Below are 25,452 nucleotides of genomic sequence, written 5' to 3'. Positions count from 1 at the left end.
CGTGCGATGACTTTTTGCTTCCCGTCCGTGACCGCGCGGTCGCCCCTCGTGGGAAACCCGGATGCCTCATACGCCACTGGTCTGCGACGATCGTCCGATGTCCGCTTCCCTGTACGAGTCACATGTGACGGTCCGCTGCGCGGGCCCCGGCGAGTCCGCCCGGCTGCGCCGCTGGGCGGCGGCGAGCGGGTTCAAGCTGACGCACATCGTGCTGGCCAGGGGCCGGATGCGCGACCAGCCGATGCTCACCCTGTCCGGTTCACCGTCGTACGCCTGCGAATCGGCGCGTGTGCGGCGGGTGGCCGAGCGTTTGCGGGCGGACGGTTTCGACCCGGTGCGTGTGAAGATCGAGTCGTCGCCCCGGGCGCCGGAGGTGCCGCGCCGGCCCTGCGACGACGGGCGCTACTTCGAGCACCATGTGAAGCTGCGGCTCGCCGCGGACACGGACCTGGCGGCTCTCGCGGCGCGCGTCGTGCCGCACGGCGCCCATCTGTCGTGGAACGCCCGGCGGGTCCGTGCGGGCGCGTGGCACGAGCGGTTCGTGACGCAGCGATGCCGCGGGGTGGACGCCGAGGGTGCGGGCCGGGAACTGGAACGGCTGCTCACCGAGTTGGGCGGATACGAAGTGCTGGGCGTGGAGCGGGAGTTCGTGCTGTACGACAGTGATGTGTCGGTGGACGACGGATGGCTCGGGGAGCCGGTGGGGGTGTCGGCATGAATCAGTCCTGGCAGGGTTTCGGCTGGGCGAACACGGAGATTCCCCGTGAGCCCCTGAACGACGCCACCCGCAAGGCCGAGCAGCTGCCGAAGTCGCTCCGGCCGGTGCCGGGGGACGACGTGGTGCAGCGCCCGGTCTTCGATCCGGCCCTCAAGCACCTCCGGAACGCCTATCGCGCCACGGACCCGCGCTTCACCGACCCTGCGCGCGGCGAGGCGTGGCGGGCGGCCCGCGGCCGGGCCCTGCACCTGGTGCTGGCCGCGATCGCCGGCTCGCAGTGGGTGGACTCGCTGGTGCTGCGGGGCAGTGTGCTGATGTCGGCGTGGTTCGGGGAGGCCGCGCGCGAGCCCGGTGACCTGGACTTCGTCGTCGTTCTGCATAGCTGGCGGATGGAGGACGGCCGGACGGACCGGATGCTGAACGGGATCGCGGGGGCGGCTCAGGAGCTGGCCGAGGCGCGAGGGCCGGGGGTCGGGATCTCGGCCCGCGGCGCGGTGGTCGAGGACATCTGGACCTACGACCGCGTCCCCGGCCGGCGCCTGGTGCTCCCCTGGGGTGCCCCCGGCCTGCCCGGCGGCCACGTCCAGCTGGACTTCGTCTTCAACGAGCGGCTGCCCGGGGAACCCGAGCCGGTCGAGCTGCCGGACGGCGCGCTCGTCCAGGCCGCGACGCCGGAGCTGTCGCTGGCGTGGAAGCTGATGTGGCTGATCAACGACGTGCACGCCCAGGGCAAGGACCTCTACGACGCCGTCCTGCTGGCCGAGCGGTACCCGTTGCGTTACGAGCTGCTGCACGAGGTGTTCCGGCTGTCGGGCGAGTGGCCGTACCCGTACCGCGAGAAGATCCTCCTGGAGCACGTGGTGGAGGCGGTCGGGTACGTGGAGTGGGACCACTTCGTCACGGAGTACCCGCGGTTCAGGGACGACGAGCGGTCGTTCGCCGAGCGGCTGGTGCGGGCGGTGACGCCGGCCTTCGAGGGGGCCGGGCCCTGATCCGTGTCAGAGCGCGGCGGCGCCGTGCTCCCGGAGGGACTGGTCGTACTGCTGGAGGACCCACAGTTCGTTCTGCACGGCGGCGAGCTCGGCCGGGTCGCCGTGGGTGCCGAGGCGGGTGAGCCGGCCCGTGATGTCGCGGATACGGCGCTCGACGGCCCGGCGGCGGACGGTCACCAACTGGGCGCCCGCGTAGACCTCGTCGACTCCCTTCACGCCCTTGTGCAGCATGATCGCCTCGACGGCCAGCTCGGTCACCGTCGCACGGACGGCGTCGTCGGGGGCGGCCTCGCGGACCCTGACCAGGTAGTCCTGAGGATCGGCGACGCCCGGTTCGGCGCCGCCGGCGTCCTGGATGGCCTGGCGGACGGCGGCGTAGGGCGGGGCGGTGAACTCGTCCACGCCGTACGCGTCGAAGGCCGGGGAGACCAGCTCGGGGCGCTGTAGGGCGAGTTTGAGGAGTTCCCGCTCGGTGGCGAAGACGGGGTTGCGGAGGTTGAGGGCCGGGCCCCGGGAGGTGGCCGGCTGGGGCGGGCCGGCGTACTGCCCGCTCTGGTGCTGCCGCTCCGGGGCCGGGCCCTTGCCACCGCGGTCGCGGGCCCAGCGGGCCAGCTGGGCCACGCGCTTGACCACGAACTGGGTGTCGAGGATGCCGAGCATGCCGGCGAGCTGGACGGCGACCTCGTGCTGGGCGCCGCTGTTCTTGATGCGGGCGACGATCGGGGCGGCCTCGTCCAGCGCGGACGCGCGGCCCGCAGGGGTGTCGAGGTCGTAGCGGCTCACGATCTGGCGCAGCGCGAACTCGAAGAGCGGGGTGCGGGGCTCGACCAGGTCGGCGACGGCCTCGTCGCCCTTGGCGAGACGCAGGTCACAGGGGTCCATGCCGTCCGGGGCGATGGCGATGTACGTCTCGGCGGCGAACTTCTGGTCGTCCTCGAAGGCGCGCAGGGCCGCCTTCTGGCCGGCGGCGTCGCCGTCGAAGGTGAAGATGACGCGGGCCGAGCCGTTGTCCATGAGCAGTCGGCGGAGGATCTTGATGTGGTCGCCGCCGAAGGCGGTGCCGCAGGTGGCGATGGCGGTCGTCACACCGGCGAGGTGGCAGGCCATGACGTCCGTGTAGCCCTCGACGACGACCGCGCGGGACGCCTTGGCGATGTCCTTCTTCGCCAGGTCGATGCCGTAGAGGACCTGGGACTTCCTGTAGATCGCCGTGTCGGGCGTGTTGAGGTACTTGGGGCCGTTGTCCGCCTCGTACAGCTTGCGGGCGCCGAAGCCGACGACCTCGCCGCCGATGTCGCGGATGGGCCACATCAGCCGGCCGCGGAAGCGGTCGATGGGACCGCGGCGGCCCTCCTGGGCGAGGCCGGAGAGGAGGATCTCCTTGTCCGTGAAGCCCTTGCCGCGGAGGTACTTCGTGAGGTGGTCCCAGCCCTGGGGGCTGTAGCCGACGGAGAAGTGCTGGGCTGCGGCCTGGTCGAAGCCGCGCTCGGCGAGGAACTGGCGGCCGGTGTCGGCCTCCGGACTGGTCGCGAGCTGCTCCGTGTACCAGTCGGCGGCGATCTTGTGGGCCTCGACCAGGCGGATCCGCTCACCGCGCTGGTGGGAGGGGTTGTAGCCGCCCTCCTCGTAGCGCAGGGTGATGCCCGCCTGGCCGGCCAGGCGCTCGACCGCCTCCGAGAAGGAGAGGTGGTCGATCTTCATCACGAACGTGATGGTGTCGCCGCCCTCCTGGCAGCCGAAGCAGTGGAAGAACCCCTTGCTCGGGCTGACCTGGAAGGAGGGCGACTTCTCGTCGTGGAACGGGCAGAGTCCCTTCAGGTTCCCGCCGCCCGCGTTGCGCAGCTGGAGGTACTCGGACACCACGGCGTCGATCGGGACCGCGTCCCGTACCGCCTTCACGTCCTCGTCGTTGATCCGTCCTGCCACGCGTGAAGTCTACGGGGGCGGACTGACACCTACGGCGCGAGGCTTTCCAGCGGAACGTGCGGGTCCGCCAGCGACTCCGTGTCCACCCGGGCCCTGGAGCGAACGAGGCGCTGGATCTGGTCCGTGACGTCCCACACGTTCACGTTCATCCCGGCCAGGACCCTGCCGTCCTTCACCCAGAACGCGATGAACTCGCGCTTGCCGGCGTCCCCGCGGATCACCACCTGGTCGTAAGCGCCCGCGGGCGCCCAGCCGGAGTACTCCATGCCCAGGTCGTACTGGTCGGAGAAGAAGTAGGGCACCCGGTCGTACGTCACGTCCCGGTCCAGCATGGAGCGTGCGGCCGCCGGGCCGCCGTTGAGGGCGTTGGCCCAGTGCTCGACCCGTACCCGGGTACCGAAGAGGGGGTGCGGGAAGGAGACGACGTCGCCGGCCGCGTACACGTCCGGGTCGGAGGTGCGCAGCCGCTCGTCGACGACGATGCCGCCGCCGTGGGCCCGGTCGGCGATCTCCAGGCCGGCCGCCTCCGCCAGGTGGGTGCGCGGGGCCGCGCCGATCGCCGCCAGCACGTCGTGCGCCGGGTGCTCCTCGCCGTCGTCCGTGCGGGCCGCGAGGACCATGCCGTCCTGGCCGACGATCTCCGTCAGCCGCCTGCCGAAGTGGAAGCGCACCCCGTGCTCGCGGTGCAGGTCGGCGAAGAGCCCGCCGAGCTCCGGGCCGAGCACGCCGTGCAGCGGCGTCGGCCCGTGTTCGACGACCGTGACCTCCGCGCCGTACTCGCGGGCCGCCGCGGCGACCTCCAGGCCGATCCAGCCGGCACCGGCGATCACGAGGTGGCCGTTGTCCCGGCCGAGGTTGGTCAGGACGTGTTTGAGGCGCTCGGCGTGGGCGAGACGGCGCAGGTGGTGCACGCCGGCCAGGTCCGTGCCCGGCACGTCGAGGCGGCGGGGCTCGGCGCCGGTCGCCAGGAGCAGCTTGTCGTAGCGGACGACGGTGCCGTCCTCGCCGAAGCGGACCGTCTTCGCCGTACGGTCGATTCGGTCGACGGTCTGGCCGAGGTGGAGCTCGATGTCGTTGGCCGCGTACCAGGCGGGTTCGTGCACGAAGACGCTGTCGCGTTCCTCCTTGCCGAGGAGGTAGCCCTTGGACAGGGGCGGGCGCTCGTAGGGGTGGTCGCGTTCGTCGCAGATCAGTATCACGCGGCCGGTGAAGCCCTCCGCGCGGAGCGTCTCCGCCGCCTTGGCGCCGGCCAGTCCGCCTCCGACGATGACGAATGTCTGATCCGCGTCGACCACTTGATGCCTCCTCGTAAGGGTGTCGCCACTTGCGAGCGTCCCGCACGGAGCGTGGTGCGGGAAGAGGGAGTGACCCGATCAGGCCACGGAGGGTCACATGGGAGGGTGCTCGCGCCCCGCCCATCGCGTCAGTCTCATGCCTGACCCGTCAGACGGACGTGAAGCGAACGGGCGGAGGTGTCGGTGAGGGAGGCGATCTGGTCGACGATCACCCGCTTGCGCGCCCTGTCGTCCGCCGCCTGGTCGAACAGGGCGCGGAACTGCGGGTCCAGGCCGTCCGGGGCGCGGGCGGTGAGCGCCTCGGCCAGTTCGGCGACGACGATCCGCTGGTCGGCGCGCAGCCGCTCCTGCTCGGCGCGCTGCATGACGTAGAGGTCGGCGACGGCCTTGAGGACGGCGCACTCCATCCGGGTCTCGCGCGGGACGACCAGCTCGGCGGCGTAGCGGGTGAGCCGCCCGGCACCTCCCCCAGTGCCTGAACGGCCTGGGTGGTACCCCCAGGCGGTGCGGGTCGCGGTCTCGGCGGCCAGGCAGAAGCGGCCGATGAGCTGGCTGGTGGCGTCCTTGAGGCGGGCCTGGGCGACCGCGGTGCCGTCGTAGCCGTGCGGCCACCACTCCTGGGCGAGGAGCCGGTCCAGCGCCTCGGCGAGTTCGGCGGGGTCGGTGCCGGCCGGGACGTACCGGCCGAGGGCGACCTGGAAGACGTCCCGGCGCTCGGGGTCGGCGTGCAGGCAGTTGGGGTCGATGTGGCCGGCGTGCAGGCCGTCCTCCACGTCGTGCACCGAGTAGGCCACGTCGTCGGACCAGTCCATGACCTGCGCCTCGAAGCAGGTCCGGGTGCCGGGGGCGTCCTTGCGGAGCCAGTCGAAGACCGGGCGGTCGTCCTCGTAGACGCCGAACTTGTTCGAGGCCGGGTCGGTGGGGTGGGCGCCGCGGGGCCAGGGGTACTTGGTGGCGGCGTCGAGGGCCGCGCGGGTGAGGTTGAGGCCGACGGAGCCCTCCGGGGTGAACCGTTTGGGCTCGATGCGGGTGAGGAGTCGGAGGGACTGTGCGTTGCCCTCGAAGCCGCCGCAGTCCGCCGCGAACTCGTTGAGGGCCTGTTCGCCGTTGTGGCCGAAGGGCGGGTGGCCCAGGTCGTGGGAGAGGCAGGCGGCTTCCACCAGGTCCGGGTCACAGCCGAGGGCGGCGCCCAGCTCGCGGCCGACCTGGGCGCATTCGAGGGAGTGGGTGAGGCGGGTACGGGGGCTGGCGTCCCAGGCGGGGCCCCGGGTGCCGGGCGTCACCACTTGGGTTTTGCCGGCGAGTCTCCTCAGGGCGGAGCTGTGCAGAATTCGGGCCCGGTCACGTTGGAAGGCGGTGCGGCCGGGGCGTTTGTCGGGTTCCTGGGCCCAGCGGTCGACTGACGTCGGGTCGTAGGCGGTGGGGGTTCGTGCGGTGCCGTCCATGGACCGACACTAAGCGCCTGTGCGTGTGCCCAGTTCTCTTTTCGGGCGTGTGCGGGTTGTTTGTGGCTTGTCGCGCAGTTCCCCGCGCCCCTGAGGTACGTACACCACCCGGCGTTTCAGGCCGATGCCAATTCGGGCACAGCGGTCGCGGCCGTCAAAGCCTCGTCGTAGCGGTGGAGGAGGAGGCGGGCCATGGCGGGGTGCGTGCCCAGGGGGGCCGCCGCTGTCCACGGGGCCTGCTGGGCGCACTCCGTGGCGAAGCGGCCCGGGGCTGTGAAGTAGGACGCGAGGGCTATGTGGCGGCGGCCCCTTGCCAGGAGGGTGCGGACCGCGGTCTGGACCGTGGGGGTGGCGGCCGAGGCGTAGGCCGGGATGACGGGGACGCCCAGGCGGGCCGCCAGGAGGTGGGCCGTGCGGGCCGTGTCCGCCTTCGCGTCCGGGTCGCGGGAGCCCGCCGCGGCGAGGACGACCGCGCTGGTGCGGTGGGGGGTTCCACCCCAGCCGGCTTCCGTGAGGCGTGCCTGGAGGGCGTCGACCAGCAGGGGGTGGGGTCCGAGGGGGGCCGCCAGGTGGATGCGGGCCGGGGAGGCCGCGGCCATCTCGGGGATGTCCCGCTTGACGTGGTAGCCGCGGCTGAGGAGCAGGGGGACGAGGACCGCCTCCGTGTCTCCTAGCGCGGCGAGCGTGTCGGGGAGCAGGGGGGCGTTGAGTTCGATGTGGCCCAGACGCACCGGCACGTCGGGGCGCAGCGCCCGGACCCGGTCCAGGAGCGCGCTCACCGTGCTCAGCGCGCGGGGGTCGCGGCTGCCGTGGGCCACGACCACGAGGGCGGGCGGGGCCGGGCGCGTGGCGGGCGGCGGGACGAGGCTGAGCTGACTGGGCATGTACCGATGGTCGCCGCGTCACGTTGCCTTCCCGTTGCGTGGGCGTCACGGGTGTTTTCCAGCGGTTCACGATGCGGGACAGGAGGTGTGTGAGGCGCCTTGACGTGCGGTTTCCGTGTACCGCGTGAAGCTGGTCACGTGGCTGTGGGTGAACCGGGCGGCCCGGGAGGGCGTCCCTGACTGTCGAGGGGCCGACCTGGGAGGGACCGTCCGATGCGTCGTGTGACGTTCCGAAGACCGCGGCTGCCACGTACCCGGCGGGGGCAGCGCAGGCTCGTGCAGGCCGTGATGGCCGGGTGCGTGCTCGCGCTGCTTCCGTCGACGTGGATGTACGCCGTGGCGGGTGACCGGCTGCGTACGGCGGCGGATGTGCCGCGTACCGATGTGGCCGTGGTGTTCGGTGCCGGGCTGTGGGACGGGGAGCCCTCGCCGTATCTCGCGCATCGGCTGGACGCGGCGGCGGAGCTGTACCGGGAGGGCCGGGTGGAGGTGGTGCTCGTCACCGGGGACAACAGCCGGAAGGACTACGACGAGCCGGACGCGATGCGCGGGTACCTGACGCGGCACGGGGTGCCCGACGGGCGGATCGTCAGCGACTACGCGGGGTTCGACACGTGGGACTCCTGCGTGCGCGCGAAGAAGATCTTCGGGGTGGACGAGGCCGTGCTGATCAGCCAGGGCTTCCACATCCGGCGGGCGGTGGCGCTGTGCGAGGCGGCGGGGGTCGCGTCGTACGGGGTCGGGGTGGACGCGGTGCACGACGCGACCTGGTACTACGGGGGTGCCCGGGAGATCCTCGCCGCCGGGAAGGCCGCGCTGGACGCGGTGTTCCGGCCGGATCCGCGGTTCCTCGGGCCGCGGGAGCCGGGTGTGGAGAGGGCCTTGGCGACGGCCGAAGGCCCTCTCCCGTGAGCGGTTCGGGTCCGGGTCAGCGTCCCTGGAAGCGGGCAGGGCGCTTCTCCAGGAACGCCGTCATCCCCTCCTTCTGGTCGTCGGTGGCGAACAGGGCGTGGAAGACGCGGCGTTCGAAGCGGATGCCGTCGCGCAGGCCGGTCTCCAGGGCCCGGTCGACGCACTCGCGGGCCGCGCTGACCGCGGCGCGGCCGTAGGAGGCGATCGCCGCCGCCGCTTCGAGGGCCTCGGGCAGGACCCGGTCGTCCGGGACCACGCGGGAGACGAGACCGCAGCGTCCAGCCTCCCGTGCGTCCATCGTGCGGCCGGTGAGGACCAGGTCCATGGCCTTGGCCCGGCCGACGAGACGGGTCAGCCGCTGGGTGCCGCCGATGCCGGGGATCACGCCCAGTTTGATCTCGGGCTGGCCGAAGACGGCCGACTCCCCCGCGACGATCAGGTCGCACATCATCGCCAGCTCACAACCGCCGCCCAGAGCCATGCCGTTGACGGCCGCGATCTTCGGGGTGCGGAGGTCCGCGAACTCCTCCCAGGCGGCGAAGTAGTCCTCGGCCGCCATGTCGACGGCCGACTTCCCGGCCATCTCCTTGATGTCGGCGCCCGCCGCGAAGACCGTGTCCGAGCCGGTGACGACGAAGCAGCCGGTCTCCGGGTCGGTGTCCAACGGGCGGAGGACACCGAGGAGTTCGGTGAGGAGCTCACTGCTGAGTGCGTTGCGGACGTGCGGGCGGTGCAGGCGCACGGTCACCACACGGCCGTGCCGTTCGACTTTCAGATGGTTCATCTCTCTCGTCCTTTCGGGCAGCGCGCGTGCGGGGCTCCTTCTGGGCAGCGCGAGTGCGGGTCACGAGTCCCAGATCGCGCCGTACGCCGGGATGCCCCGTCGTTCCAGGCCCTGGACCACCTGCCAGGTCAGCTTCTTGTTGGAGATGCAGATGACCGCCTCGGCGCCGAAGTCCCGGTGTGCGTCGTGGGCGAGGCGCACCATGTCGGGCTTGCCGTGCTGGGAGGTGTCCCAGATCAGGGCGTGCGGCTGGACGGCGAGGATCTCGTCGACCAGGGCGTCGCCGTAGGTGGCGCGGGGGTCGCGGGTCGCCCAGACCAGCCGGGAGGGCACCTGGGCGGCGAGCAGGTGGGGCAGGCAGGGGCCGATGCCGCTGCCGGTGGCGACGTAGACGACCTTGGTGAAGAGGACCTCGATGTTGGCGACGCCGGCCGTGGTGATGCCCTTGACCCACACCTGCCGGGGCAGGTCGTCGATGAAGGAGCCGGTCCAGTCGCCGGCCCGGGAGATGGTCAGGCGGAAGCCGGGCTCGCCGGGGGCGGGGACGTTGGCGAAGGAGTGCCATTCCTTCAGCGGGCTGCGGCTGATCGCGGTGGAGGAGCCCGCGAAGGGGGTCTCGCCGTGGTCGAAGCGGGCCAGCACGACGTGGGAGGAGGGGCGTTCGAGGCGGACGTCCACCTTGCGCAGCCGCAGCCAGGGCAGGGCGACGCTGAAGGTGACCACTGCGAGCACGCCGACCTCCCAGGGGCCCGGCGACGACAGCAGCGTGTGCGTCCAGAACAGGGTGAGGGCCGCCCAGCCGCCGAAGCGGTGGATCTTCTCGAAGTGGTCGTGGTGGCGGGAGCGGAAGGGCGGCAGGGCGGTGGCGATGACGAGCGTGAGGAGGGCGATCAGGGCCCAGCCGACGGCCATGAGGGGGCCGCTGGGTGTCGTGATCGTCAGCGCGAGGAACCAGGCCGTGCCCGCCAGCGCCCCGCCCACGTGCAGTCCGCCGAAGTGGTAGACCTTGCCGAGCGTCCAGCGGACCCGCAGCGGCCAGCTGGTGGGCGCCGAGGTCGCCAGCCGGAACAGCAGATTGATGACGTACTGCTGGCGTACGACGACGGCGAGGGCGAGGTTGGCGAGGGCGGCGTGCCCGAGGGTGGGCGAGTCCAGCGGCCAGGCGGTCGCCGCGAAGGCCGCGTTGGCCAGCAGGACCAGGGCCGCGAGCCGGTTGTAGTGCATCAGGCGGGGGTGCTTGAGCAGGCGGCGGGGGCCGGACAGGAGCGGCGGGAGTCCGCCGGTGGCCTGGTCGTTCCTGGGAGGCGACGTGGTCATCGCGCCACCGCCACGCGCTCCTCGATCATGTGCAGCAGCGCCTGTTTGTCGACCTTGCCGCGGTCGGTCTCGGGCAGGAACGCCAGCGGCAGGATCCGCTCGGGGACGCAGTAGTAGGGCAGGGCGTCCGCGACCGCGCGGCGCGCCGCGTCCGGGTCGACGTCCGCCGGGCAGACGAAGGAGACCAGGGTGCGGGCGTCGCGTTTCAGGGTGACGGCCCGGGTGCAGCCGGCGGCCGACTCCAGGACCGAGGAGACGCAGTCCAGCTCGACGCGGAAGCCGCGCACCTTGACCTGGTCGTCGGTGCGGCCGAGGTGCTCCAGCTCGCCCTCGGGGGTCCAGCGGCCGAGGTCGCGGGTGCGGAACATGCGCCGGCCGCCGCCGAGGAACGGGTCGGGGGCGTAGCGCTCGGCGTTGAGGGCGTCGTCGCCGAGGTAGCCGGCGGAGACGCAGTCGCCGCCGGCCCACATCTCGCCCACCTCGCCGACCGGCAGGGGGCGGCGGTCCGCGTCGAGGACGTACACCGTGTTGTTGGGGGTGGGGCGGCCGATGGTGAGCAGCGGGGCGGCCGGGTCGTGGCGGCTCATCGTGTTGACGATCGTCGTCTCCGTGGGGCCGCAGCAGTTGAAGAAGGCGGCCTGCCGGGCCCACCGGTCGGCCAGCGGGCGCGGGCAGGGCTCCCCCGCGACGGCGACCGTGCGCACCCGGGCGCAGGCGGCCGGGTCGAGGCCGGACAGCACGGTCGGGGTCGCGATCAGCACGTCGGCGGTGCGGGCCGCGGCGGCGAGGTCCTTGCCGCGGATGACGAGGGTGCCGCCCTGGGCGAGGCAGCCGAGGATCTCCCAGGCGGCCATGTCGAAGGCGATGTTGAGGAGCTGGGCGACCCGGTCGCCGGGCCGGACGCCGAGGCCGCCCGGGGCGGTGAGCAGGAGGTTGGCGACGTTGCGGTGGGTGACCTTCACGCCGTTGGGGCGGCCGGTGGTGCCGGAGGTGAACAGCACGTAGCAGCCGTCGTCGCCGGTGACGCGGACGCGCGGGGCCGGGGCGTACGGCAGCGGCTCGTCGAGCGGGAGCAGCAGGTGGCCGTCCGGCAGGGGCACGCGGTGGGCGTGCTCGGCGACCGTGAGGACGACCCGGGTGCGGGCGGTGCGGATGACGTGGGTGAGCTGGGCCGGGGGTGTGAGGCCGATGTCCTGCGGGACGTAGGCGGCACCGGCCTTCAGGATGCCGAGCAGGCCGACCAGCATCGGAATGGAGCGGCGGACGAAGAGGCCGACGTGGTCGCCGGGGCGGACGCCCTCGTCGGCCAGGCGGGCGGCGAGGGCGCCGGCGTGCCGGTCGAGCTCGCCGTAGGTGATGCGGGCGCCCTGGTGTTCGGCGGCCACGGCGTGCGGGGTGGCCCTGGCGTGCCGGGCGACGGCGTGGTGCAGGAGCGGGTCGGGGACGGGGACGGTGGGGCCTCGGCCGTACTGCCGGAAGAGTCGCTGGTCGCGGGGGGTCAAGTGGCGCAGAGGCATGATCGGGTGGCCTCCTGGCTGTTTCGAGGTCGGATTTGCCACCCGCGGGCCGGCCGCGGGTGGATGCAGCCGTGTGTGGCGGGCATGCCCGGGTGTCGAACGCCGTGCGGAGTCGTGCGAGCGCTGCGCGTAGCGAGAGCGTAGTGCTGCTGCTTCAACTCTCAACGAGCGCGGATCGGCCAAGAAAGGAACGCAATGAGCCACATGTGGCGTTCTTCGTCCCACAGGCAACGTCCGCGGCGGTCGGTGACGACCTGAAGGAGTGCGGGCCTGTGCCTGACCGGGACGAGGGACTCCTGCCTCACGCGGGCGGGCCGGGGGCGGGGAGGTTGCCGTCCCGGCCGCGTAACAGGGAACCGTCCCGGGCGTAACACGGCCGACGCACGCTGAACGGTATGCAGAGCACCGCGACGCCCACGCACTGCCCGTACTGCGCCCTGCAGTGCGGGATGAACCTGACGCCCACGCCGGACGGGACCGTCGAGGTGAGCGAGCGCACGGACTTCCCGGTCAACCGGGGCGCGCTGTGCGGCAAGGGCCGTACGTCCGCGGCGGTGCTCGCGAGCGACGTCCGTCTGACCTCCCCGTTGGTGCGCGACGGTGGCGGCACGCTGGTGCCCGCCTCCTGGGACGAGGCGCTGGACCGGATCGCCGCGGGGCTGGGCCGCACGCGCGCGGAGCACGGGCCGGACGCGGTCGGGGTGTTCGGCGGGGGCGGGCTGACGAACGAGAAGGCGTACACGCTCGGCAAGTTCGCGCGGGTCGTGCTCGGCACCTCCCAGATCGACTACAACGGGCGCTTCTGCATGTCGTCGGCGGCGGCCGCCGGCATCAAGGCGTTCGGTCTCGACCGCGGGCTGCCGTTCCCGCTGGAGGACATCCCGAAGTCCGGCTGCGTGATCCTCGTCGGGTCGAACCTCGCGGAGACCATGCCTCCGTCGCTGCGGTTCTTCACCGAGCTGAAGGAGAACGGCGGCACGCTGATCGTGATCGACCCGCGCCGCACGAAGACCGCCGAGCACGCGGACCTGCACCTGGCGCCCCGGCCGGGCACGGACCTGGCGCTCGCCCTGGGCCTGCTGCACCTGGTGATCGCCGAGGGGCGGGTGGACGAGGAGTACGTCCGGGAGCGCACGGCCGGCTGGGAGGACGCCCGGGCGGCGGCGATGGCGCACTGGCCGGAGTACGTGGAGCGGATCACGGGGGTGTCCGTTCCTCAACTCCGCCAGACCGTGCGGATGTTCTGCGAGCCGGAGTCGGCGATGGTGCTCACCGCCCGGGGGCCCGAGCAGCAGTCCAAGGGCACCGACACGGTCGGCGCGTGGATCAACCTGTGCCTGGCGACCGGCCGGGCGGGCCGCCCGCTGTCCGGCTACGGCTGTCTCACCGGGCAGGGCAACGGGCAGGGCGGGCGCGAACACGGGCAGAAGGCCGACCAGTTGCCGGGCTACCGCAAGCTCGACGACCCGGCCGCGCGGGCCCATGTCGCCGGGGTGTGGGGTGTCGACCCGGACAGTCTGCCCGGCCCGGGGCGCAGTGCCTACGAGCTGCTGGACGCGCTGGGCACCGACATCAGGTCGCTGCTGCTGATGGCCTCCAACCCGGTGGTGTCGGCGCCGCGTGCCGCGCACATCGAGGAGCGCATCAGGTCGCTGGACTTCCTGGCCGTCGCCGACGTGGTGCTGTCGGAGACGGCGGCGCTCGCGGACGTGGTCCTGCCGGTCACCCAGTGGGCCGAGGAGACGGGCACGACGACCAACCTGGAGGGCAGGGTCCTGCTGCGACGCCGGGCGATCACCCCGCCCGAGGGCATCCGCAGCGACCTGGAGGTACTGCACGAACTCGCCGCCCGCCTGGGCGTGGAGAAGGGCTTCCCGACCGACCCGGAGGAGGTCTTCGAGGAGCTGCGCCGGGCGTCGGCGGGCGGGGCGGCGGACTACTCGGGGATCACGTACCGCAGGCTGGTGGAGGAGAACGGGGTGTTCTGGCCGTGCCCGGCGACAGGGGACACGGCGGGTGAGGGCGCGAACGCCCGGCCCGGCGGCCCCACCGGGGAGACGGCCGGTCAGGGCCCGGACGCCCAGCCGGGCAGCCGCACCAGGGACACGGCCGGTGACGGCCCGGACGCCCAGCCCGGCAGCCGCACCAGGGAAACGGCCGGCGACAGCCCGGACGCCCAGCCCGGCAACCCCACCCAGGACACGACCGGCGACAGCCCGGACGCCCAGCCCGGCAACCCCACCGACGAGACGGCCGCTGAAGGCGCGGACGCCCAGCCCGGCAGCCGCACCAGGGAAACGGCCGGCGACAGCCCGGACGCCCAGCCCGGCAGCCCCGCCGGGGAGACACCGGGCGAGCACCCCGGCACGCCCCGCCTCTTCCTCGACCGTTTCGCCACCCCCGACGGCCGGGCCCGGTTCGTCCCCGTCGTCCACCGTGCGATCGCCGAGGAACCCGACGACGAGTACCCCGTGCTGCTCACCACCGGGCGGGTCGTGGCGCAGTACCAGTCCGGGGCGCAGACCCGGCGCGTGACGGAGCTGAACGCCGCCGCGCCCGGCCCGTTCGTGGAGCTGCACCCGAGGCTGGCCGCCCGGCTGGGAGCGGCCGAGGGGGACCCGGTGGCCGTCGTGTCGCGGCGGGGCCGGGCCGTGGCGCCCGCGAGGATCACGAACGCCATCCGGCCCGACACCGTCTTCATGCCCTTCCACTGGCCGGGCGAGGGCCGCGCCAACACCCTCACCAACCCCGCGCTCGACCCGACCTCCCGGATGCCGGAGTTCAAGGCGTGCGCGGTGCGGCTGGAGGCGGTCCGGGGAGCGTGACGGGGGCTGCCCGGCGTTGCCGAGAGGCCGGTGGCCCGGCGAGACCGGGCATGTCGTCGCGGCTGCGCAGGGCGGTGGCCGCCGTCAGGTGGCCGAGGCGCAGCCGGGACGCCTCGTCGAGGTCCCGCAGCACGCCGGAGAGATACCCGGCGGCGAAGGCGTCCCCCGCGCCGACCGGCTCGACCACCTCGATCTCCCGGGCCGGGACGACGGTGACCTCGCCCGCCGCGTAGGAGGTCGCGCCGTGGCCGGCGTCCTTGACGACGACGAGCGGTGCGGGAGCGAGCAGGCTCGCGATGGCGTCGGGGTGCGCGGTGCCCCACAGCGCCTCGGCTTCGTCACGCCCCACGAACACGAGGTCGGCGGCGCGGGCGAGGTCCCGCAGCACCCGAGCCGCGTCCGCCCCGCGCCCGCTCCACAGGGCGGGGCGGTGGTTGACGTCGAAGGAGACAACCGGCCGGGCCCCGGCCGGGTCCCAGGGGCCGCGGCGGACGACGATCTCCTCCAGCAGCCGGGCGCAGCTGTCGGACAGCGCCGCGGTGATGCCCGACACGTGCACGACGCGCGGCCCTCGCAGCCCTGGCTCATGGGCCAGTTCGGGTCCCATGTGGGCAGCGGCCGATCCGCTCCGGTAGTACAGGGCCCGGGTCGCCCCCGGGGCCGGATCCTTGAAGTACACGCCGGTCGGACGGTCCGGGTCGACGCCCACGCCGCCCACCTCGACGCCCCGGGCCGCGAGTTCGGCGCGGATGCGCTGCCCGAACGCGTCATCGCCGACGCGGCTCAGCCAGGCGGTGCGGTGCCCGAGCGCGGCGAGACCGCAGGCCACGTTGGACTCGGCGCCGCCGACGGAGAGGCGGAGCACGGGCTGGCCGGCGAGCGGGCGTGAGTCAGGTGGACTGAGGACGGCCATCGTCTCCCCGAGGCACACGACGTCCGCGGGCGCGTGCTCGGGGGATACGGCGGTCGGGTGGGGCACGGTGTTCTCCTGCGGGAACGGCGGGACTACGGGTGTGCTGTCGGACGGCGGCCGGAGGTGCCGCCGAGCCGCTCGGCGGCCGGTGTGCCCCCGCCGAGCCGCAGCATCACCTTGCTGCTCGTGCTCGCCGGGTCGGCCGCGACCGCGAGGGCCTGTGCGGCCTGGTCCAGGGGGAAGCGGTGGCTGATCACCGGGGAGACGTCCAAACCGTCGCGCAGGGCCCGCAGTGCGTCGTCGATCTCGTCGACGAAACGGTAGGAGCCGATCCAGGTGATCTCACGGGTGACCAGGTCACCCAGGGCGGCGGGCTCGGCCGTGCCCGGCAGGTTGCCGACCTGCACGAGGGTGCCGCCGCGGGCCGTGGCACGCAGGACCGGCCCCAGTGCGGCCGGTGCGCCGGACGCCTCGAAGACGACGTCGGCGTCCCGCGGCAGTTCCTCGCCCCGGGATACGTCGAATGTCGCGTCCGCGCCCATCCGGCGGGCCACGTCGAGCGACGCGGCGGACAGATCGGCGGCGACCACCTCCCGCGCCCCGTGGTGCTTGGCGGCCGCGACGACCAGAGCCCCGATCGGGCCGGCCCCGTTGACCAGGACCGTACGGCCGCTCAGCGACGGGACCCGGCCCACGGCGTGCAGGGCGACCGCCAGCGGTTCCGCCAGGGCGCCCGACTCGGTGCCGACGCCGCCGGGCAGGAGCCTGACCTGGGCCGCCGGAACCGTACGGAACTCGCTGAACCCGCCGTCGGTGTGCGGGGTGTGGGCCGCCGAACCGAAGTAGCGGACGTGCGGGTGGAGGTTGGTGCGCCCCGCGAGCCGTTCCGGGAGCCGGCCGACGAGCTGCGCCGGGTGCACGGTCACCGGCTCTCCCTCGGCGAGTCCTCTCACCCCGGCGCCCACGGCGGCGATACGGCCGGCGACCTCGTGGCCGAGGACCAGGGGGTGGGTCAGGGCGGCGGTGCCGGAGGCGCCCTTCTTCCAGTAGGCGATGTCGGAGCCGCAGATGCCACCCCACTCCATGGCGAGCAGCACCTCCCCCGGCGCGGGCACGGGCCGTGGCCGCTCGTCGATCCTGACGTCGCCGGCGCCGTGCACGACGACGGCTTTCATGGCGTTGTCCGTACGGGTCATACGGCGTCCTCCAGCCGGACGAGGTCGCGTCCGCGCGTCTCCGGCGAGAGCAGGGCGCTGACGAGGGTGATGAGGGAGTAGACGACGAGCATCGCCGCGATGGGCCACCAGCTGCCGGTGGCGGCGGTGAGGCTCGCCGCGAGGACCGGCCCGACCGCGGTGGCGAGGACGCCGCCGATCTCCTTGGCCAGCGCGAGCTGGGTGAACCGGGTGCGGGAGCCGAAGAGTTCGGCCATGGTCACGCTCTCCAGCGCGAAGAGCCCGAGGACGCCGACGTTCAGTCCGAGGATCATGCCGAGCATCAGGGCGGGCGTGCTGCCGGAGGTGATCAGCATCATCAGCGGGAAGGCCGAGAGGGCCGTGAGCGAGGTGAGGGCCAGATACACCGAGCGGCGTCCGAAACGGTCGCCGAGCAGGCCGACGACCGGCACCGTGACGAAGCCCAGCAGCGACCCGTACACGATGGCGTCGGTGGGCACGGAACGATCGGCCGAGAGCTCGGTCGCGATGTAGCCGACGAGGAAGGTCTGGATCAGCCCGGAGTTGCCGGCCTGCCCGAAGCGCAGCCCGAGTGCCAGGAAGAAGGCCCGGCCCTTGCGCTGCTTCAGGCCCGCCTCCAGCAGCCCCGTGTCACCGCCGGCGCCCGCCGTGACGGCCGACTCCACCTCGCGCCGGCTCATCGCCACGCCGTCCACGACGTCCGGCCGCTCCTCGAATACCGGGCTCTCCTTGAGGTTGCGCCGCAGCCAGACCGCGAACAGCAGCAGGCCGAAGCTCATCAGGAAGGGCAGCCGCCAGCCCCAGGACAGCAGTTGGTCCTCGCTGAGCACCGCGAGCAGCACCGCCCAGAGCCCGGATGCGGCCAGGGTGCCCGAGTTGGTGCCGAGCGACACCAGCGACGACACCAGTCCGCGCCGCTTGCCCGGGGCGTACTCGGCGAGCATCACGGTCGCGCCGGCGATCTCCGCCCCCGCTCCGAAGCCCTGGGCCAGCCGCAGCGCCACGAGGAGGACGGGGGCGAGGATGCCGATGGTCCCGTAGGTGGGCAGTACGCCGATGAGGGTGGTGGAGGCGCCCATCAGCAGGATGGTGATCGTCAGGACCTTCTTGCGGCCGAGCCGGTCGCCCATTCTGCCGAAGTAGACCGCGCCGGCGAGACGGGCGACGTAGCCGACGCCGTAGGTGGCCATCGCGGCGATGAGGCCGATGGCGGGGCTGACGTCCGGGAAGAAGATCTTGTTGAAGACGATGGCGGCGGCCAGCGAGTACAGCTGGAAGTCCATGAACTCCATGGCCGTGCCGAGCCAGCCGGAGACGGCGGCCTTGGTCAGGTCCCGGGTACTGCGTCGCACGGCGCCGTCCGGCTCGGCCGTGGTCGTGGTGTCCTTCATCGTGAACTCCGTTGTTCGGCGGACAGTCGGGAGAAGGGGCGCGCTCAGACGTCCACGAGTCCGGCGCGCAGGGCGGGGAGATGCCGGACGACGGCGGTGACGAGCGCGGAGTCGTCGGCGAGGTCGCAGGCCCCGACGGTGGTGAGCAGCGCGCGGACGACGGCCTCGTCGCCCGCTGCGTCGCGCCAGCAGGCGGTGAGAGCGTCCCGGGCGGGATCCGGGATGCCGGGGCCCCGGGTGAGGTGCACCCAGCCCGCGAGGGCGAGTTCGAGGACGGGGGTGGGTGCGCCACGCTCGCGCAGCAAGCGCAGGGCCGGCAGCCAGCGTTCGGTGATCTTCAGCGACGCGTCCGAGGCGATCTGGCGCAGCCGGTGGTGCATGGCCGGGTTGCGGAAGCGGGCGACCAGGTCGTCGGCGTAGCGGCCGGGGTCCGGGCCGCCGTCCGGCAGCGTGGGCGCGACCTCGGCGCACAGGGCCCTGACCAGCCGCTCGCCCCAGTCCTCGGCCATCGCTTCGGCGACGGTGCCCAGGCCCGCCGCGATCCCGAGAGGAGCGAGGGCGGAGTGCGAGCCGTTGAGCAGTCGCAGCTTGGTCAGCTGGTACGGCGCGACATCCGGGACGACGAGGGCCCCGTCGGACTCCCAGGGCGGACGCGGTGCGGCGAAGCGGTCCTCCAGTACCCACTGCCGGTAGGGCTCGCCGCTCACCGGCAGGGCGTCGTGGACGCCCAGTGCGGTGGCCGTGTCCGCGAGGTCGGCCGCGGTGGTGGCGGGCACGATCCGGTCCACGACGGTGGCGGGGAAGGTCACGTGCCGGTCCAGCAGTTCCAGGATCCGCTCCGTGTCCGCCCCGCCGGTGGCGCGCACGGCGTCGTGGACCGCGGTCCGCAGCACGGCGCCGTTGCCGGCCATGTTGTCGCAGGACACGACACTGACCGGGGCGGCGCCGGAGCGCATCCGCGCGGTCAGTCCGGTGGCCAGGCATCCGATCACGGTGTCCGGGCCGGTGGCCAGGTAGCCCTTCTCCGTGATCGTGAGCGTCACGACCGTCACGGCGGGGTCGGCGAGCAGGGCGTCGACGTCCGCCGCGTCCCGGCCGAGGACGTGCGCGCCGGTGAGCGCACCGACGACACGCGGGATGCCGCCCCCGGGACTGCGCTCGGTCAGCGTGTACAGGCAGTCCTGGGCGCGCAGGGCGTCGGCGGTCGATGCCGTGCGGGGCGCGACCGCGGCGATGCCCCAGGGCTCGCCGGAGCGCGCGGCGGCGTTCTCCGTGTAGACGGCCTGGTGGGCCCGGTGGAAGGCACCGATGCCGAAGTGGACGACGCGGGTGCGCAGCTCGGCGGGGTCGACGCGGGGGCGGGCCGCGGGCGGGAGGGCGCCGAGCGTGGCGCGGTTCAGCCGGGGCATGCCGCTCACCAGTCGTGCACCGACCCGTCGAGCCGGCGTGCGACCGGGAGGTAGCGCCGCTGGTACGGGAAGCGCTCGGCGGCCTTCTCGTCGTACTCGACGCCGAGGCCCGGCTCGTCGGAGGGGTGCAGCATGCCGTCGGCGAAGGTGACACCGGTGCGGAACACCTCGGCGGCCTCGTCCGGGTGTCCCATGTGCTCCTGGATGCCGAAGTTCGGCACGGCGATGTCGAGGTGCACGGCCGCCGCCATGCTGACCGGGGAGAGGTCGGTGGCACCGTGGGAGCCGGTGCGGACGTGGTACAGCGCGGCGAGGTCGAAGATCCGGCGCAGGTGGGTGATGCCGCCGGCGTGGACGACGGTGGTGCGTACGTAGTCGATGAGCTGCTCGGTGATCAGGTGCTGGACGTCCCAGATGGAGTTGCACACCTCACCGACGGCTATGGGGGTCGTGGTGTGCTGCCGGATGAGGCGGAAGGCCTCCTGGTTCTCGGCCGGGGTGGGGTCCTCCATCCAGAACAGCCGGCAGGACTCGACGCTCTTGCCGAAGCGTGCCGCCTCGATCGGGGTGAGGCGGTGGTGCACGTCGTGCAGCAGGTGGAAGCCGAACCCGAAGCGCTCCCGCACTGCCTCCAGGTACGTCGGGGCGAAGCCGAGGTAGGCCTCGGTGTCCCAGGGCTGCTCGTCGGGCAGATCGGTCGCGGCCGGTTCGTAGAGCCCGCCCTTGCGGACGCCGTAGGTGCCGCCGACGCCGGGTACGGCCGCCTGGGCGCGGACGGCCCGGTAGCCGAGCTCCAGGTAGCGCTGGACGTCGTCGAGGAGGGAGGGCACGTCGGTGCCGCTGGCGTGCGAGTAGACCAGGACGCCGTCCCGGGACCGGCCGCCGAGCAGCTCGTACACGGGGAGTCCGGCCGTCTTGCCCTTGATGTCCCACAGGGCGGTGTCGACGGCTGCGACGGCCGTCATGGTGACCGGGCCGCGCCGCCAGTAGGCGCCCTTGTAGAGGTACTGCCAGGTGTCCTCGATCCGGGCCGGGTCCCGGCCGGTCAGCAGCGGGGCGACATGGTCGCGCAGGTAGCTCGCCACGGCCAGCTCCCGCCCGTTCAGGGTGGCGTCGCCGAGACCGGTCACTCCGTCCGAGGTGGTGATGCGCAGGGTGACGAACGTGCGGCCCGGGGAGGCGACGAGGACCTCGACGCGCTCGATTGTGCTCACGGAGGGCTCTCCTTACGGCGGCCGGTAGCGGGCAGTCCTGTCGTGCAGTACTTGTATACAAGCAGCTGTCGCACAGTCGGGCAAGACCCCCTCTGCGATACGTAGGATGTACACATGGCCCACACGAACCGGCGGACCAGCCGGCGCTCCATCTACCTGAAGCTGCGTCAGATGGTGCTGACCCTCGAACTTCCCCCGGGTACCGCCCTGTCGGAGAACGAGCTGGCGGCCTCCCTCGGCGTGAGCCGCACCCCGGTGCGGGAGAGCCTGATCCTGCTGGCCCAGGACGGGCTGGTGCAGATCTTCCCCAAGATCGGGTCGTTCGTCTCGCGGGTGGATCCGGCGCAGGTCGCCGACGCGCAGTTCCTGCGGGAGGCCGTCGAGATGGCCTCGCTGGACGCACTGCCGCCCGATCTCGACCAGTCGGTCGTGGCGGAACTGCGCGACAACCTCGCCCGCCAGGAGCGCGCGCCCCTCGGCCTGGAGGAGTTCTTCGAGCTGGACGAGGCCTTCCACCACGGCCTGATGCGGCTGAGCGGGCACGGCGGCGTGTGGACCACGGTGGCCGCGGCCAAGGGGCACCTGGACCGGGCTCGGCGCCTCGGCCTGCACGAGAACGTGTCCCCGGCGGTCTTCGCCGACCAGCACCGGGAGATCTTCGACGCGGTCGTGGGCGGCGATCTGCCGACGGCCCGCGCCGCCATGCGCACCCACCTGCGCGCCGTCTTCAGCGACATCGAGCGCATCCGGGCCCATTCACCCGAGCTCTTCGCCACCGGCTCTTCGTCCGTGCCGGTGCGGCGCAACGTGGTGGTCTGGGAGTAGCGCGTCCACAGGGCGCCGGGCGTAACGCGACGTCACGGCGCGGGCGTAACGCGGCCTCAGGCGCGGGCGCAACGCGTCCTCACGGCGCGGGCGTAACGCCGCGTCACGGCGCCGGGCGGGCCCGCGTCCCATGACGCGAACCCGCCCGTTGGGGGAATCGAAGCGCGGCTCAGCCGACGGCGACCGCCTTCCAGGCCGCCGCCACCGCCTTCCGCTCGGTGCTGTCGCCGCCGTAGAGGTCCTTCGCCGCGCTCAGGGTGGCCGTGCGGGCGTCCGCGTGGTCCGTCGAGGACGTCATGTAGACCGTCAGCGCGCGGTACCAGATCTTGCCCAGCTTGGCCCGGCCGATGCCGGTCACCGTGGAACCGTCGCAGGTCGGGGAGTTGTAGGCGACGCCGTTGAGGGTCTTCTTGCCGCTGCCCTCGGCGAGCAGGTAGGCGAAGTGGTTGCCGACGCCGGAGGAGTAGTGCACGTCGAGGTCGCCGAGCTTCTCGCTCCAGCAGTCCGCCGACTTCCCGTCCCTGGACGGCTTGTCCATGAAGCGCAGGGCGTCGCGGCCGAGGCCGGAGCGGACGACCTTCTCACCGATGAGCCAGTCGCCCCGGTCCTCGGCGTTGGACGCGTGGAACTCCACCAGCGTGCCGAAGATGTCCGAGGTGGCCTCGTTCAGGCCGCCGGACTCGCCCGAGTACGTCAGCGCCGCCGTCTTGGACGTGACGCCGTGGGACATCTCGTGCGCGGCGACGTCCAGCGACACCAGCGGGCCCATCAGCTTGCCGTCGCCGTCGCCGTACGTCATGCAGAAGCAGTTGTCGTCCCAGAAGGCGTTGTTGTAGTCCTTGCCGTAGTGGACGCGGTTGAAGGAGCCCTTGCCGTCGCCCGCGATGCCGGCGCGGCCGTGGACCTTCTTGTAGTAGTCCCAGGTGACGTCGGTGCCGTACTGGGCGTCCACCGCCACCGTGGACCGGTCGGCGGTCGTACCCGTCCCCCACCGGTTGTCGGCGTCCGTGAAGAGCGTCGCGGGGGCGCGGGTCAGACAGATGGTCAGCAGGCACTGGTCCGTCTTGTTCTCGGCGTCGCCGGTGTAGGTGCCGCCGCGTGTCGCGTCCTTCAGCCCGTACGACGAGCCGGACGCCGTCGTCTCCAGCGGGACCGTGCCGCCGTAGAGGGACTTGCCGTCGCCCGAGGCCGACTCCAGGGAGTCCCAGGCGTCGATCCGGGCGCCGGTCGTCGCGTCGGTCAGCACCGTGCGCCCGACCGGGTTGCCGAGCTCGTCGTGCGCCACCGCGTCGGTCTGCCAGGCCAGCTTCGGGGCGCCGTGCAGGGCGTCGACGACCAGTCGCGGCTTGGCCGTCAGCCTCTTCAGGGTCTCGCCGAGGTGCGCGGCGCGCAGCAGGCTCGCCGCGAGGTCGGCGGCCTTCGGAGCGGCCACCTTCGGCGTGACACTCGCCAGGGAGAGCGCGGACGTCGTCGCGCGGCTCGTACCGCGGTAGGTGCCGTCCGGGTTCTGGTGGAGCACGAAGTCGCCGCCGAGGACCGGGAGCCGGTGGTAGGTGCGGTCGTAGCGGACGTGCCGGGTGCCGTCCTCGTCGACGACGACGTCCCGGACCTCGGTCTCCTGGGCCGAGGTGAGGCCCAGGGCTCCGGCCCGGTCCGCGAGCACCGCCTCCGCGTCCTCGATCGCACCGGACCTGGTCGGCCGGTCCGCCGCGCCGGCGGCCGGGGAGAGGACGGCGGCCAGCAGTGCGGTGGTGCCGGTGAGGGCGACACCGGCGAGGGCGAGGCGGGAACCGCGGACATGACGTATCCGACTCATCGGTCTCCTCATACGGGCGCACCCGGTCGCGTGGGGTCGACCGGGGGCGGCGTTGATGTTGACCGCGAGTTAAGGCGGCGCGGGCATGGCATGTCCATAGCGCCGTTGTGCAGGTGTGTGAGGGTGCAGAATCGTTCGTGTGACCTTCCCTTTCTTCGTCTACGGCACCCTCCGCCCGGGGGAGGTCAACCACGACCTCTTCCTGCGTGGCCGCACCCGCCAGGAGGAGCCGGGGAAGCTCGCGGACGCGGTGCTGTACGCCGGGCCGGGCTACCCGTACGCCGTCGAGGAGCCGGGCGGCGGCACGGTCAGCGGGGAGCTGGTGACCGCGCTGCCGGAGGCGTACGAAGGGCTGCTCGCCGAGCTGGACCGGCTGGAGGAGTACGTGCCGGGGGACCCGCGCAGTCTGTACGAACGCGTCGAGCGGAAGGTCGTCCGGGCAGCGGACGGGGCGGCCGTCCGGGCCTGGGTGTACGTGGCCGCCCCCGCCGTCGCCACGCGGCTGCGGGCCCGGGGGCGGGCGATCGAGGGCGGGGACTGGCGGGGGCGGGTGTGAGGGGATCGGGTGAGCGGGCCCAGGGTGAGCGGGCCCGTCCGGCGTGAGGTTCTGGTACGGCTGAGGCCGGCTCAGCCCCCGTACGGGCGCCTCTCCCTGGCCTCCCGCAACGCGCGGCCCCACCACACGAGTTGGTCCAGCATGGCCTTCGCCGCCGCGTCCGGCCCGGACGGGTCGCGCAAGGCGCCCTGGTCGTCGAAGGAGGCCCCGGCGTTGTGGAAGGAAACGGTGTCGCGGACCGTCACGGCGTGGAGCTCCGCGAAGACCTGACGCAGATGCTCCGCGGCGCGCAGGCCACCGGCAAGACCGCCGTAGGAGACGAGCCCGACGGGCTTGGCCTGCCATTCGGTGAAGTGCCAGTCGACGAGGTTCTTCAGGCCCGCCGGGAAGGAGTGGTTGTACTCGGGGGTCAGGACCACGAACGCGTCGGCGCGGGCCAGCTTCGGTGTGATGCCGGACAGCGCGGCGGTCGCCTCCGGGGTCGGTTCGAGGGACATGGGCAGCGCGGCCCCGGCGACGTCCACGACCTCGGCGACCAGGTCGTCCCGGTCCCGGATGCGGGCGAGGAGCCAGTCGGCGACGACGGGGCCGAAGCGGCCGTGCCGGTTGCTGCCCACGACGAGGGTCAGCCGGAGCGGGTCGGGGGCGGTCCGGGGCAGGGCGGCCGGATCGGGAGCGGTTGTCTTCATGCGGCACAGCCTCTTACCTCAACCAAACTTGAGGTCAAGCATCGGCCGCGTACAACCGGGTCACCCGTTCACACGCGCGCCCCGCGCTTTTCCGCACCTCGTCCGCCGGACGCCCGTGACCTGCCGAAACGGCCGTAGACGGCACCCGGTTCACCCGTGCCTGACACCCATTCACCCCAATCCTGACGCCCCTTCAGCAAGCGCGGTCGTCCAGCTGCCCGTTACCTCGGAAGGGCAGGCGCAGACCGAACCGCTCGAAGGAGCACCGATGCGACGCACCACCCCGCCGCTGACCGGTACCGCGCTCGCCGTCGCCGCCGCGGCCCTCGCCGCCACCCCCGCGTACGGCGCGTCCGCCGGTGGCCTGGAGATGTCCCCGGCCTCGGTCGTGCCCGGCGGGCAGGTCACGGTACGCACGGCGGCCTGCGGCGACGGCGGCTCGGCGACGGGTGACGCCGGCGCGGTCGGGGCCGGTTCCCTCAGCCTGGCTCCGGACGCGCACGGGCCGGACGCGACCGGGCGGTTCCGGGTGCCGCCGAGCGCGCAGCCGGGAACGTACGAGATCACCGCGACCTGCACCGGCAGCGGCCGGCGGATCACCGGGGACCTGGTGGTCACGCTGACGCCGGTGCGCGAACAGGTCCATCCCCGGGGCAGTGTGAAGACGGGGGTCGGCGGCGCTCTGGGCCCCGACCCCGTGCAGACCGCGGCCGGTGTGGCGGCTCTCGCCGTCGCCGCCGCGGGCGGTACCTGGCTCCTGCATCGCCGGGCGAGAGGCGACGGGATCTGACGGACACCCTCCGCTGTCCGTCGCCGGTACCGCATGTC

Annotated in this window: 21 protein-coding genes; 7 read left to right on the top strand and 14 right to left on the bottom strand. The window is 73.0% G+C overall.

Going from position 1 to position 25,452, the window contains the following annotated elements; translation table 11 throughout:
- Positions 1-97: 97 nt before the first annotated feature.
- Positions 98-718 carry a hypothetical protein gene (locus ACFY9S_RS02975; protein WP_391122002.1) on the top strand — a complete coding sequence of 207 codons (621 nt, stop codon included), beginning with the start codon at positions 98-100 and terminating at the stop codon, positions 716-718.
- Positions 715-1,710, top strand: coding sequence for a nucleotidyl transferase AbiEii/AbiGii toxin family protein (locus tag ACFY9S_RS02970; RefSeq protein WP_391122000.1), 996 nt, complete (start codon positions 715-717; stop codon positions 1,708-1,710). Before ACFY9S_RS02975 ends, ACFY9S_RS02970 begins: the two co-directional genes overlap by 4 nt.
- Before the next feature lie 6 nt (positions 1,711-1,716).
- Here ACFY9S_RS02970 and dnaG read toward each other — a convergent pair whose 3' ends face one another.
- The 4 genes from dnaG to ACFY9S_RS02950 all read right to left on the bottom strand — a co-directional run bounded on the left by dnaG (position 1,717) and on the right by ACFY9S_RS02950 (position 7,260).
- A complete protein-coding gene (dnaG, locus tag ACFY9S_RS02965; RefSeq protein WP_391121997.1) occupies positions 1,717-3,636 on the bottom strand; it encodes a DNA primase in 1,920 nt (639 codons plus the stop codon).
- Between the two features lie 29 nt (positions 3,637-3,665).
- Positions 3,666-4,931 carry an FAD-dependent oxidoreductase gene (locus ACFY9S_RS02960; protein ID WP_391121994.1) on the bottom strand — a complete coding sequence of 422 codons (1,266 nt, stop codon included), beginning with the start codon at positions 4,929-4,931 and terminating at the stop codon, positions 3,666-3,668.
- A gap of 134 nt (positions 4,932-5,065) precedes the next feature.
- Entirely contained in the window at positions 5,066-6,376 is a 1,311-nt protein-coding gene (locus ACFY9S_RS02955) for a deoxyguanosinetriphosphate triphosphohydrolase (RefSeq protein WP_391121991.1), read from the bottom strand.
- A gap of 116 nt (positions 6,377-6,492) precedes the next feature.
- Positions 6,493-7,260, bottom strand: a complete 768-nt coding sequence (locus tag ACFY9S_RS02950; RefSeq protein ID WP_391121989.1) for a CbiX/SirB N-terminal domain-containing protein — start codon at positions 7,258-7,260, stop codon at positions 6,493-6,495.
- 213 nt (positions 7,261-7,473) lie between these two features.
- Between ACFY9S_RS02950 and ACFY9S_RS02945 the strand changes: the two genes are divergently transcribed.
- On the top strand, positions 7,474-8,172 hold the full coding sequence (locus ACFY9S_RS02945) for an ElyC/SanA/YdcF family protein (protein ID WP_391121986.1): 699 nt from the start codon (positions 7,474-7,476) through the stop codon (positions 8,170-8,172).
- 16 nt (positions 8,173-8,188) lie between these two features.
- On the opposite strand, the gene ACFY9S_RS02940 is transcribed toward ACFY9S_RS02945, so the two are convergent.
- From ACFY9S_RS02940 to ACFY9S_RS02930, 3 genes are read right to left on the bottom strand one after another with little or no spacing between them, the layout of a single operon-like run.
- Positions 8,189-8,956, bottom strand: coding sequence for an enoyl-CoA hydratase-related protein (locus ACFY9S_RS02940; protein WP_391121983.1), 768 nt, complete (start codon positions 8,954-8,956; stop codon positions 8,189-8,191).
- A gap of 60 nt (positions 8,957-9,016) precedes the next feature.
- Positions 9,017-10,273: a hypothetical protein gene (locus ACFY9S_RS02935; RefSeq protein WP_391121980.1), complete on the bottom strand. Its 1,257-nt coding sequence runs from the start codon at positions 10,271-10,273 to the stop codon at positions 9,017-9,019.
- Positions 10,270-11,790 carry an amino acid adenylation domain-containing protein gene (locus ACFY9S_RS02930; RefSeq protein ID WP_391121977.1) on the bottom strand — a complete coding sequence of 507 codons (1,521 nt, stop codon included), beginning with the start codon at positions 11,788-11,790 and terminating at the stop codon, positions 10,270-10,272. The genes ACFY9S_RS02935 and ACFY9S_RS02930 overlap by 4 nt, the downstream gene beginning before the upstream one ends.
- 395 nt (positions 11,791-12,185) lie before the next feature.
- Between ACFY9S_RS02930 and ACFY9S_RS02925 the strand changes: the two genes are divergently transcribed.
- Positions 12,186-14,615, top strand: coding sequence for a molybdopterin-dependent oxidoreductase (locus ACFY9S_RS02925; RefSeq protein ID WP_391121974.1), 2,430 nt, complete (start codon positions 12,186-12,188; stop codon positions 14,613-14,615).
- Here ACFY9S_RS02925 and ACFY9S_RS02920 read toward each other — a convergent pair.
- From ACFY9S_RS02920 to manD, 5 genes are read right to left on the bottom strand one after another with little or no spacing between them, the layout of a single operon-like run.
- A complete protein-coding gene (locus ACFY9S_RS02920; RefSeq protein ID WP_391121970.1) occupies positions 14,572-15,594 on the bottom strand; it encodes a PfkB family carbohydrate kinase in 1,023 nt (340 codons plus the stop codon). The genes ACFY9S_RS02925 and ACFY9S_RS02920 overlap by 44 nt on opposite strands.
- 26 nt (positions 15,595-15,620) lie before the next feature.
- Complete coding sequence (locus tag ACFY9S_RS02915) at positions 15,621-16,724, bottom strand: zinc-binding dehydrogenase (protein WP_391121967.1); 1,104 nt, start codon at positions 16,722-16,724, stop codon at positions 15,621-15,623.
- A complete protein-coding gene (locus tag ACFY9S_RS02910) occupies positions 16,721-18,115 on the bottom strand; it encodes an MFS transporter (protein WP_391121964.1) in 1,395 nt (464 codons plus the stop codon). Before ACFY9S_RS02910 ends, ACFY9S_RS02915 begins: the two co-directional genes overlap by 4 nt.
- A gap of 44 nt (positions 18,116-18,159) precedes the next feature.
- Positions 18,160-19,524 carry a mannitol dehydrogenase family protein gene (locus tag ACFY9S_RS02905; RefSeq protein WP_391121961.1) on the bottom strand — a complete coding sequence of 455 codons (1,365 nt, stop codon included), beginning with the start codon at positions 19,522-19,524 and terminating at the stop codon, positions 18,160-18,162.
- Between the two features lie 5 nt (positions 19,525-19,529).
- The gene (gene manD, locus ACFY9S_RS02900; protein ID WP_391121958.1) at positions 19,530-20,738 is read right to left on the bottom strand and encodes a D-mannonate dehydratase ManD; all 1,209 of its coding nucleotides are present in this window, start codon (positions 20,736-20,738) and stop codon (positions 19,530-19,532) included.
- A gap of 114 nt (positions 20,739-20,852) precedes the next feature.
- Here manD and ACFY9S_RS02895 point away from each other — a divergent pair, with 114 nt between their 5' ends.
- The gene (locus ACFY9S_RS02895) at positions 20,853-21,563 is read left to right on the top strand and encodes a GntR family transcriptional regulator (RefSeq protein ID WP_391121955.1); all 711 of its coding nucleotides are present in this window, start codon (positions 20,853-20,855) and stop codon (positions 21,561-21,563) included.
- A gap of 169 nt (positions 21,564-21,732) precedes the next feature.
- Here the strand turns inward: ACFY9S_RS02895 and ACFY9S_RS02890 are convergent, their stop codons facing one another.
- A complete protein-coding gene (locus tag ACFY9S_RS02890) occupies positions 21,733-23,379 on the bottom strand; it encodes a M4 family metallopeptidase (RefSeq protein WP_391121952.1) in 1,647 nt (548 codons plus the stop codon).
- A gap of 139 nt (positions 23,380-23,518) precedes the next feature.
- Here ACFY9S_RS02890 and ACFY9S_RS02885 point away from each other — a divergent pair, with 139 nt between their 5' ends.
- On the top strand, positions 23,519-23,935 hold the full coding sequence (locus tag ACFY9S_RS02885; protein WP_391121949.1) for a gamma-glutamylcyclotransferase: 417 nt from the start codon (positions 23,519-23,521) through the stop codon (positions 23,933-23,935).
- A gap of 71 nt (positions 23,936-24,006) precedes the next feature.
- Here the strand turns inward: ACFY9S_RS02885 and ACFY9S_RS02880 are convergent, their stop codons facing one another.
- Entirely contained in the window at positions 24,007-24,624 is a 618-nt protein-coding gene (locus ACFY9S_RS02880; protein WP_391121946.1) for an NAD(P)H-dependent oxidoreductase, read from the bottom strand.
- A 268-nt stretch (positions 24,625-24,892) separates the two neighbouring features.
- Between ACFY9S_RS02880 and ACFY9S_RS02875 the strand changes: the two genes are divergently transcribed.
- Positions 24,893-25,414: a hypothetical protein gene (locus tag ACFY9S_RS02875; protein WP_391121943.1), complete on the top strand. Its 522-nt coding sequence runs from the start codon at positions 24,893-24,895 to the stop codon at positions 25,412-25,414.
- The last annotated feature ends 38 nt before the right edge of the window (positions 25,415-25,452 follow it).

Source organism: Streptomyces sp. NPDC012474 (assembly GCF_042955185.1).
GTDB classification, from domain to species: Bacteria; Actinomycetota; Actinomycetes; order Streptomycetales; family Streptomycetaceae; genus Streptomyces; species Streptomyces cahuitamycinicus.
The sequence above is the reverse complement of the archived record's forward strand: the minus strand, read 5'-3'. Positions and strand labels throughout refer to the sequence as shown.

Excerpts from the sequence above, each read along its gene's own strand:
- ACFY9S_RS02975 (WP_391122002.1), top strand. The coding sequence starts at position 98 with ATGTCCGCTTCCCTGTACGAGTCACATGTGACGGTCCGCTGCGCGGGC.
- ACFY9S_RS02970 (WP_391122000.1), top strand. The coding sequence starts at position 715 with ATGAATCAGTCCTGGCAGGGTTTCGGCTGGGCGAACACGGAGATTCCC.
- ACFY9S_RS02955 (WP_391121991.1), bottom strand. The coding sequence starts at position 6,376 with ATGGACGGCACCGCACGAACCCCCACCGCCTACGACCCGACGTCAGTC.
- ACFY9S_RS02950 (WP_391121989.1), bottom strand. The coding sequence starts at position 7,260 with ATGCCCAGTCAGCTCAGCCTCGTCCCGCCGCCCGCCACGCGCCCGGCC.
- ACFY9S_RS02945 (WP_391121986.1), top strand. The coding sequence starts at position 7,474 with ATGCGTCGTGTGACGTTCCGAAGACCGCGGCTGCCACGTACCCGGCGG.
- ACFY9S_RS02940 (WP_391121983.1), bottom strand. The coding sequence starts at position 8,956 with ATGAACCATCTGAAAGTCGAACGGCACGGCCGTGTGGTGACCGTGCGC.
- ACFY9S_RS02935 (WP_391121980.1), bottom strand. The coding sequence starts at position 10,273 with ATGACCACGTCGCCTCCCAGGAACGACCAGGCCACCGGCGGACTCCCG.
- ACFY9S_RS02930 (WP_391121977.1), bottom strand. The coding sequence starts at position 11,790 with ATGCCTCTGCGCCACTTGACCCCCCGCGACCAGCGACTCTTCCGGCAG.
- ACFY9S_RS02925 (WP_391121974.1), top strand. The coding sequence starts at position 12,186 with ATGCAGAGCACCGCGACGCCCACGCACTGCCCGTACTGCGCCCTGCAG.
- ACFY9S_RS02915 (WP_391121967.1), bottom strand. The coding sequence starts at position 16,724 with ATGACCCGTACGGACAACGCCATGAAAGCCGTCGTCGTGCACGGCGCC.
- ACFY9S_RS02910 (WP_391121964.1), bottom strand. The coding sequence starts at position 18,115 with ATGAAGGACACCACGACCACGGCCGAGCCGGACGGCGCCGTGCGACGC.
- ACFY9S_RS02905 (WP_391121961.1), bottom strand. The coding sequence starts at position 19,524 with ATGCCCCGGCTGAACCGCGCCACGCTCGGCGCCCTCCCGCCCGCGGCC.
- ACFY9S_RS02895 (WP_391121955.1), top strand. The coding sequence starts at position 20,853 with ATGGCCCACACGAACCGGCGGACCAGCCGGCGCTCCATCTACCTGAAG.
- ACFY9S_RS02890 (WP_391121952.1), bottom strand. The coding sequence starts at position 23,379 with ATGAGTCGGATACGTCATGTCCGCGGTTCCCGCCTCGCCCTCGCCGGT.
- ACFY9S_RS02880 (WP_391121946.1), bottom strand. The coding sequence starts at position 24,624 with ATGAAGACAACCGCTCCCGATCCGGCCGCCCTGCCCCGGACCGCCCCC.
- ACFY9S_RS02875 (WP_391121943.1), top strand. The coding sequence starts at position 24,893 with ATGCGACGCACCACCCCGCCGCTGACCGGTACCGCGCTCGCCGTCGCC.